This window comes from Glutamicibacter protophormiae (assembly GCF_016894325.1).
Classification (GTDB): Bacteria; Actinomycetota; Actinomycetes; order Actinomycetales; family Micrococcaceae; genus Glutamicibacter; species Glutamicibacter protophormiae.
Genome location: NZ_CP069806.1, coordinates 3,809,456 through 3,817,546 on the forward strand (window position 1 = coordinate 3,809,456; position 8,091 = coordinate 3,817,546).

At 54.2% G+C, this 8,091-nt stretch carries 9 protein-coding genes; all 9 read right to left on the reverse strand.

What is annotated here, in order from left to right; all coding sequences use genetic code 11:
* Positions 1 to 2,021: 2,021 nt before the first annotated feature.
* The 9 genes from JQN66_RS17740 to JQN66_RS17780 all read right to left on the reverse strand — a co-directional run bounded on the left by JQN66_RS17740 (position 2,022) and on the right by JQN66_RS17780 (position 8,033).
* Positions 2,022 to 3,170 (reverse strand): ParB/RepB/Spo0J family partition protein, encoded by a 1,149-nt coding sequence (locus JQN66_RS17740; protein ID WP_204676149.1) that lies wholly within the window; start codon positions 3,168 to 3,170, stop codon positions 2,022 to 2,024.
* A 187-nt stretch (positions 3,171 to 3,357) separates the two neighbouring features.
* Complete coding sequence (locus tag JQN66_RS17745) at positions 3,358 to 4,287, reverse strand: ParA family protein (RefSeq protein ID WP_229777427.1); 930 nt, start codon at positions 4,285 to 4,287, stop codon at positions 3,358 to 3,360.
* A 173-nt stretch (positions 4,288 to 4,460) separates the two neighbouring features.
* Entirely contained in the window at positions 4,461 to 5,102 is a 642-nt protein-coding gene (gene rsmG / locus JQN66_RS17750; RefSeq protein WP_188949304.1) for a 16S rRNA (guanine(527)-N(7))-methyltransferase RsmG, read from the reverse strand.
* Positions 5,103 to 5,147: 45 nt separating this feature from the next.
* The gene (locus JQN66_RS17755; RefSeq protein ID WP_188949303.1) at positions 5,148 to 5,675 is read right to left on the reverse strand and encodes a Jag family protein; all 528 of its coding nucleotides are present in this window, start codon (positions 5,673 to 5,675) and stop codon (positions 5,148 to 5,150) included.
* 2 nt (positions 5,676 to 5,677) lie between these two features.
* Positions 5,678 to 6,643 (reverse strand): membrane protein insertase YidC, encoded by a 966-nt coding sequence (gene yidC / locus JQN66_RS17760; protein ID WP_188949302.1) that lies wholly within the window; start codon positions 6,641 to 6,643, stop codon positions 5,678 to 5,680.
* Positions 6,643 to 7,020: a membrane protein insertion efficiency factor YidD gene (gene yidD / locus JQN66_RS17765; RefSeq protein ID WP_188949301.1), complete on the reverse strand. Its 378-nt coding sequence runs from the start codon at positions 7,018 to 7,020 to the stop codon at positions 6,643 to 6,645. Before yidD ends, yidC begins: the two co-directional genes overlap by 1 nt.
* Entirely contained in the window at positions 7,020 to 7,370 is a 351-nt protein-coding gene (rnpA, locus tag JQN66_RS17770; RefSeq protein WP_188949300.1) for a ribonuclease P protein component, read from the reverse strand. The genes yidD and rnpA overlap by 1 nt, the downstream gene beginning before the upstream one ends.
* A gap of 65 nt (positions 7,371 to 7,435) precedes the next feature.
* A complete protein-coding gene (gene rpmH, locus JQN66_RS17775) occupies positions 7,436 to 7,573 on the reverse strand; it encodes a 50S ribosomal protein L34 (RefSeq protein WP_188949299.1) in 138 nt (45 codons plus the stop codon).
* Between the two features lie 283 nt (positions 7,574 to 7,856).
* Positions 7,857 to 8,033 carry a hypothetical protein gene (locus JQN66_RS17780; RefSeq protein ID WP_204676150.1) on the reverse strand — a complete coding sequence of 59 codons (177 nt, stop codon included), beginning with the start codon at positions 8,031 to 8,033 and terminating at the stop codon, positions 7,857 to 7,859.
* Between the last annotated feature and the right edge of the window lie 58 nt (positions 8,034 to 8,091).

Consider the following 8,091-nt stretch of genomic DNA (forward strand, 5'->3'; position numbering starts at 1 on the left):
GACACGTTTGCTCACTGTGGCCTACCTGTCCTTGTTCAGGGGAATGGTTTCGTCCTAACAACGGGCAGGAAGAATGCTCGCTGAAGGCCACTAAAACTGCCGAGTCGAGCGTAGACCGGCGCTCAGGCCTTGGGAGACCGCTAGTGCTGCAGATGTAAGGCCCTTATCACCTTGACTGCAAATCACACGGACGAAGTGGTACCCCGCGTCTCCTACGCAGGCCGTGTTAGGGACACTGACACCTACGGAGAGAAAACAGCGACAGAAAGCGGATCGGAAAGTCAATGCTGGGTGGCACTCACGGGCAATAATACTGTTCTCCGCTAGTGGCTCTGAACGACAAAATTAGTGGCTCTCAATGAGTCAAATATTCAGCAGTGTCTAGCCAGCGAAATATTTGAAGAGGTACTCATTGCCGAGAGGATGAGTCCATCTTTACTGCTTTGATCTTGGCTTCATAGTCCACTGTGGAAGTGCATCATCTTGGGAAGAATCCAGAGAACTCTACTCAACTAGTAATTGCCCCTGCTATTTTGCCGCTGTTATTTCGACCTGGGTTGACACCAGTTCGGTCTTCATCCGTGGCGGGCTTACGCCAAATTGCGCATGAAACTGAGCAGCCCAAAGCAAGGCCCGAAGATGCTCCGAAGTCAGTTCTCGATCATTTTGGTGGTGAGCGGGAAAAGCGTCAGCGTTACCCAAAAGTTGATGGAATCAGAGGATGCCGTATCGCCTTCCAGCTAAGCAGCAACTCCCTGGGCGACGCATAAGGACGGCAACACCTTGCTGTGCGGCTCAGGAGGCCGCTGAGGGCCCCTGGACGCCCTCAGACATGGGGTTGGAGGCTTTGGGGATCGTAGTGGCGCTGTGTGCAGTTCCAGTGGCCCTCGGGGCAGATTATGGTACAAACTCATCCGAGCTTCACTTAAAGGTAGTAGCGCCATGCATGGAAGATTCGACAGAGCAACTACATGCATGGCCGGCGGTACTTTAATTGTCCGGTGTATCGCGCAGGTCAGTCGACTCGCCAACCGTAGCTACTCTCCCCTGCCTTATCCGATGTCTACATCTTTCGTGCGGGCCGGTGTTCCACTTACGGTTAACTCTTCATCCGAGAAATTTACTGTCGATCAGCAGAGTTTGTTGCCAGCTACAGCGCGCTCCTCTGTTTCGGTGCCGCAGACTAATGTTCGAGGGTGCGTCCTGCTCGACCGACAGCATCTGCTTCTGACCAGATGGCAGCTTTCCAGCCTGGTTCATGCGTCAAAGTGCCCAAGGAATAAGACCCGCACTAGCGACGATGAACGTTTCCGTTTCCCCCTTCGGTAGTCCGAGCTGATTCGGTCAGGTTTAGTCAACCAGGTTCGGCTCGATAGACACGTCCATCCCCAAGGTCGTGCTGTTTGCAGCTGGCAGCTTCTAAAAGTTTTCGCAGCCGTGATGGCAGTTTTCTCCAATGCAGTAAGCCGATCTCAAGATCATGAACGTCGGATCATCCGAGTCGTGGAGTGCGGGCCGATTAGCCGGATTGCTCTCCAGCAATACAGCAAGTAATGCAATCACGCTCGCACTAACCAACGACCGCGGAAACAGTTAGTAGCGGATTGCGCACGTTACGTCAGCCGTTGAATCTGCACTTTTGTCCCGGCAGACTGGTGACCATTTAGAGAATTGTGACTGCAATGTTCGGAGCCCTGCTTGTACCAGTTGCCTTGGTCGCTGCAGCAAATGCCATGCTCGCTTTCCATCCTTCGTGGTCGCTCCCCCGAAGGTAGGAAGTGGAGATCTCAGATGACTTGGAAAGGCGTACCCACTAGTCTGTGTTGCGTCTTTAAGTTTTTTTTCGATCAGGGTGTCAAAGTAGAATTTTCAAACCAATGATCCATGGCCTCGCCGCGTCGAAGCAGTTCCTTCGACAGCGTGATAGTTGTTTCACGTGAAACACGGTTCATTCAAAACGCTATTAAGGCAATCAGGGTGTATGTTTCACGTGAAACATACACCCTGATTAGACTGGCCTACTAAGCTTTCATATTCGGATCGAGAACTTCCATGATTCGATTCAGATCTTCGACAGAGGCGAATTCGATGCTGACTTTGCCCTTGCGGCTGCCGAGCTGGATCTTGACGTTGGTATCGAGTCTGTCGGCAAGCGAAGTTGCGATAAAGTCGAGCCGCTCGTTCCGTTGCGTCTCGCGTACCTTTCGACCCTTCGGTTTCGGCTTGTCATCGCTCAAAGCGACTGCTTCTTCCGTGGCGCGCACGGACAGGCCTTCGTTGATAATGCGCTGGGCGAGCTGCTCAATCGCCTCATTATTGGAAAGCCCAAGAAGCGCGCGGGCATGACCTGCAGAAAGCACTCCGGCGGCAACACGACGCTGCACCAGTGCCGGCAACTTCATGAGGCGGATCGTATTCGAGATTTGCGATCGAGAGCGCCCGATACGTTCAGAGAGTACTTCCTGAGTGCAATTGAACTCTTCCAACAACTGCGAGTATGCCGCAGCTTCTTCCAAAGGGTTAAGCTGCGAACGATGCAGGTTCTCCAAAAGAGCGTCACGCAAGAGATCAGTGTCTTGTGTGTCCCGAATGATCGCTGGAATTGTCGAGAGGCCTGCTTCCTGGGTTGCCCGCCAACGGCGTTCACCCATGACCAGCTCATATGGTGCCTCGTTGTTTTCTCGTGACGGACGCACCACGATTGGCTGCAGGAGACCAATTTCGCGGATCGAGTGGATGAGTTCATCCATGTGTTCCTGATCGAAATTGCTACGCGGCTGTTTGCGATTCGGATGGATCTGCTTGACGTCGATTTCGGCAAACTGTGCGCCAGGAACATCGACGAGCCCATCGGTTTCAGGCTGGATACTGGGTTCAGCAGGCTTCGGCTTAGTTGAAGCTACCGTGGAGCTGAGCCCCGGCATCGTTGCTCGAGGCTTCTTAGTGGAACGCGACGATGTACTCCCAGTTCCCGATGAAGAAGATTTCCTTCCCGGTTCGAAGAACATATCTACGGGTCGTGCAGGCTTAGTTTTAGACGGTGGAGCAGTCGTTTCTGTCGCGGTCGTTTCACGTGAAACATCTACATGTTCTTCTGGAACAGTCGCTGCCGGCGAGCTGGAGATCAGCGCACCCAGCCCCCTACCCAAGCCACGTTTCTTCTCAGCCATTTAATGCACGCCCTTTCATCCCGAATCTCAGCCCACGACTAGTCTACTGTTACCTGCGTTAAGAGTTGGGACGCGTAGTACTGAAAGGTGAGTGTTTCCGTCACGTCCGGAAAATTGACCCAATACTTCCGTCTTAAACAACTAAAAGCAGGAGTTTTCCTGCTTTTAGTTTCTGAAATGCTTCGTGTTACTTTTTGGCCCCTCGATCAGCGATTTCCTGTGCAGCCTCCGAGTATGAAAGCGCACCAGTAGAATTCGGATCGTATGTAATAACGGTCTGTTGATAACTTGGTGCCTCAGAAATACGGACAGAACGAGGAATCACTGCTTTGAGAACCTGTTCGGGGAAATGCTCACGAACTTCGTTGGCCACTTGGGCTGCCAAGTTCGTTCGCCCGTCGTACATGGTCAGCAAGATAGTGGAGACTGTGAGGCGAGAGTTCAGATGCTTCTGAATCATCTCGATGTTCTTCAGTAGCTGACTCAGGCCTTCCAAAGCGTAGTACTCGCACTGAATCGGGATCAATACCTCGCGTGCTGCAACGAACGCGTTAACTGTCAGCAGCCCGAGGCTCGGTGGACAGTCGATGAACACGTAATCCAAACGTGGCTGCCCCAAGCGCTGCCGGGTACGGGCATAATCGTCCAGTGCGCGCTGAAGACGCTGCTCTCGGGCTACAAGGGACACTAATTCAATTTCGGCGCCAGCCAGGTGGATAGTCGCAGGCGCTACCTGAAGCGAAGGTAAATCAGGGCAGGTGGCTACAACGTCGGCCAGCGGTACGTCGTTGATGAGGACGTCGTAGATGCTTTCGACCTCGGCGTGATGCTCAATTCCTAAAGCGGTCGAAGCGTTGCCCTGCGGATCAATATCGATCACCAGGACATTCAAGCCACCCTTCGCTAAAGCAGCAGCCAGGTTGACGGTCGTAGTTGTCTTACCTACGCCACCTTTTTGGTTTGAGATAGTGAAATAACGGGTCTTGTCAGGCTTGGGCACCTTACGGGCCTCCAAAGCTTCGCGTCGACGATGTTCACTCGCCAGCTGGCTGGCTAGCGGCGAGGAAGAGTCATTAAAGTCAAAAACACTGCTCGACGAATCCTTGGTCTTAGACAAGGTGAAACTCCTCCTCATGAAAAGATGCAGTCGCAGTTTCCGACTGTCATCGACAATGTTTCACGTGAAACATTCAAAACAAGTCCTTAAGATTGCAATCCGCTTTTCAGTGAAATTTATTCAACAAAACGCGTCTGGCGCACCTAAAGCTGTTTTAAGCCTAACTTGTTGGACTAGCCAACCTTGATACGAACCACCGTAGTGGGTTCGCTGAGCAGACCTTCCCCGATCACGAGTACCTCGGTCTCCTTGCCACCCAGCTTACGGATAGCCTTCGATGCCTTGTCGATTTCCTCAGCAGCGGAACGACCCTTAATGGCGATGAGCTCCCCTGAACCGTGGAGCAGCGGAATCGTCAGCCCAGCAAGATTAGTCAGCGCTGATACAGCGCGTGCGGTCACGTAACGGGCGTTGACGACATCGACCATCTGTTCAGCGCGCCCCCGCATTACGGTGGCGTTGGTCAGTCCGAGGTCATCGATGACCTCGGAGAGCCAGATGCAGCGGCGCTCCAGAGGCTCGATGAGCGTCAGATTCAGGTCCGGGCGGGCGATGGCCAGGCAAAGCCCTGGCAGGCCAGCACCGGAGCCCACATCGGCCACCTCGGCGTCCTTCTCCATAACTGACTCGATGACCGCACAGTTCAACACGTGACGGGACCACAGACGGGGTACTTCCCGCGGGCCAAGCAGGCCGCGCTCGATGCCGGAGGTGGCCAGGTGCTCTACATATCGCTTGGCAAGATCGAGGCGGTCGCCGAAGATCTTTTCGGCGGCGAGTGCCTCTTCTGCGGTAAGGCTGAGATCCTCAGTCATTGCATGGTCCTTTGCTTGTTCACGTACGCTTGTGGCCAGCGCGGCTTAATTGTCCAGCGTTGACACAACGATGTGCCGGCGGCCCGACTCACCCTCGGATTCGGAATGCAGTCCAGCGTCGGCGATCACGTCGTGCACCAACTTGCGCTCATACGCGCTCATTGGTTCAAGATGGACTTCTTCGCCGGTCTCCCGGGCTTTTTGGATAGCTTCATCCGCGATTGTGCGCAGCTGATCAGCACGATCCGAACGGTAACCTGCAATGTCCAGAACCAGTCGCGATCGCTCTCCGGTGGCATTCAGAACTGCTAGGCGGGTGAGCTCTTGGAGCGCATCCAAGACCTCGCCGTCCTTACCTACAAGGCCGCTCAGGTCCGTCCCCGCTTCATCGGTCACGATGGAGATGTAGGTGCGACCGCCGCGGATTTCGATGTCGATGTCGCCATCGAGATCCGCGATATCCAGAAGTTCTTCAAGATAGTCGGCGGCTACGTCGCCCTCGTCCAGAACTTCCTGCTCGGAATCGACCTGGTTTTCCAGATCGGGCACTTCAAAATTTTCGGCTGCAGTCATGGCTATTTCTTCTTCCGGCGGTTCTTACGCTGTGGCTGCTCTCGCTGGCCCTTGGCCTGCTCAATGACAGGCTGCTCTGCTTCTGCGGTCTTTTTCTGGCCAACTGGCGGCAGGCCCTTGGCAGCACGGCGGGCGTTGAGCTCACGCTCTGCTTCAGAACCCGGGGTTGGGTTGTTGTGGATAACCCAGTACTGCTGGCCGAGGGTCCACAGGTTGGTGGCGGTCCAGTAAATCAGCACACCGATTGGGAAGTTGATGCCACCGATGCCGAAGACCAGAGGCAGGATATACAGCATCATCTTCTGCTGCTGCATGAACGGGCCCTGCAGGGCTTCCGCACTCATGTTCTTGGTCATCAGCTGCCGCTGGGTGAAGAACTGCGAAGCGATCATGGCAAGGATCATGATCACGGCGACAACAACAACAGCCCAGTTGGTGTTGCCGGAGTTGAAGGTGCCCAGGAAAGTCTCGGACAATGGGGCACCGAAGATAGATGCCGAGTCGAAGCTGCGGATGTTCTCGACCGACAGCGCACCGACGGACTGATTGGTCTCGCTTGCATGCGAAGCGTTATTCAGTACGCGGAACAGCGCGAAGAAGAACGGCATCTGGATCAACAGCGGGAGGCAAGAAGACAGCGGGTTCGTCTTGTGCTTCTTGAATAGCGCTTGCTGTTCTTGCACCATGGCCTGACGCGACATCTGGTCAGTCTTGCCCTTGTACTTCGCCTGCAGCTTCTTAAGATCCGGCTGCAGTGCCTGCATGGCACGCTGAGACTTGATCTGCTTGACGAAGACCGGGATCAGCAGGGTTCGGATCAGCAGCACGAGGAAGATGATGGACAGGGTCCAGGTGACGCCCGAGTCCGGATTCATGCCAATGATCGTGAACAGTTCGTGGAAAGCCCACAGAACCCAAGACACCGCATACGTAAACGGAGTCAATATCGTGTCTAGGAAGTTGTTCATCAGAGGTCGCGCTCCTTGCGGCCGCTATCCGCGGCGTCTTCATCGTCGGGAATCACAGGATGATTCAGAACTATGATCCTCGGCAGTTTACCTTCTGGCCAAATCCTCGGTCCCTCGGGAACGTGGTCGACACCACCGTGGGACCACGGATTGCATCGAAGGATTCGCCATGCAGTTAGCCCGGCCCCTTTAACGACGCCATGCTGGGTAACTGCTTCGAGCCCATAGGCAGAACAGCTGGGGAAATATCTGCATACATCGCCGTACAACGGCGAAATGATTTTTCGGTAAATCTTGAGCAGGCCGATGAGGATATTGCGTGGCAGGTCAATAACGAACCACACAACACCTGTACGGGGTGCTGAATCCTTGCGCATCAGCGTGCCTCGGCTTTTCTAACCGCAGAGGCGAAGGCCGAGGAAACCTGCGAATGAATTTCATCCCAGGAAATTTCTGCAGCTCCTGGAAGCGCACGTACGACGATGTCCAGATTTCCATCTGCACGCCGAAGCTCATGGGCGATTTCGCGCATTCTCCGCTTGGCAAGGTTCCTTTTAACGGCAATACCTACAGCCTTGGACACAATGAATCCAAATCTATCCCCCGATTCTTCATCAGTCCGGGGTCGTGCATATAGCACGACGTTCCGGCGTCCGCTTCGGACGCCGGAACGTACAGTGGCTGTAAGGTCCTGCGCTAGGCGCAGTCGCTGATTCTTTGGCAACATGGGATTTCCTCGTGACTCTTAGTCGAGTCCAGGAAAACTATGCTGCCAAGAGCTGTGTCGCAAATTTATGCGGACAGCTCGCTGCGGCCCTTGCCACGGCGTGCCGACAGAATGGCACGACCCGCACGGGTACGCATACGAAGGCGGAAACCATGCTTCTTGGCACGGCGACGGTTGTTTGGCTGAAAAGTCCGCTTGCTCACGGTGATACTCCAAGACGATTAGTGATACGCCCTACCCGTTGCTAGCTAGCTGGATAACAACATTGGTGACGCACATTTATTTTTGAAAAACGCGAGGCTCCGCGGGCTCTTCTAAAACTGAGCAGGTCGCAAAACGCACGCATGGGACTTAGTAACAATAGAAAAAACTGCGCGCCAGGTCAAATTGGCACAGCTGTACCTCCCCGTTTGAACCAGCGGGGCAGTGCCTGTGAATAATCTACCCCAAACTTGTGGATTATCGGTGGACTTAACGAAAGAAAGTTCACATCCAGACCCGTGCTTCCATGTCATCGCGTGCTTGAAAACGCTTGATCTCAAGGGAAAAGTAGTTTTCCACAACCAAAACCTCGAGTTTTCCCACCGAGCTGTGCATAACCATGTGGATGACGGATAGAATCAGGGGAGACGATGCCGCTTTGGCACCATCGGCGGCACCCATTTACGGAGTGTTAAGTGATCAAGATTGCATTAATTCGACGGAAAGCGGGGCGCCCTTA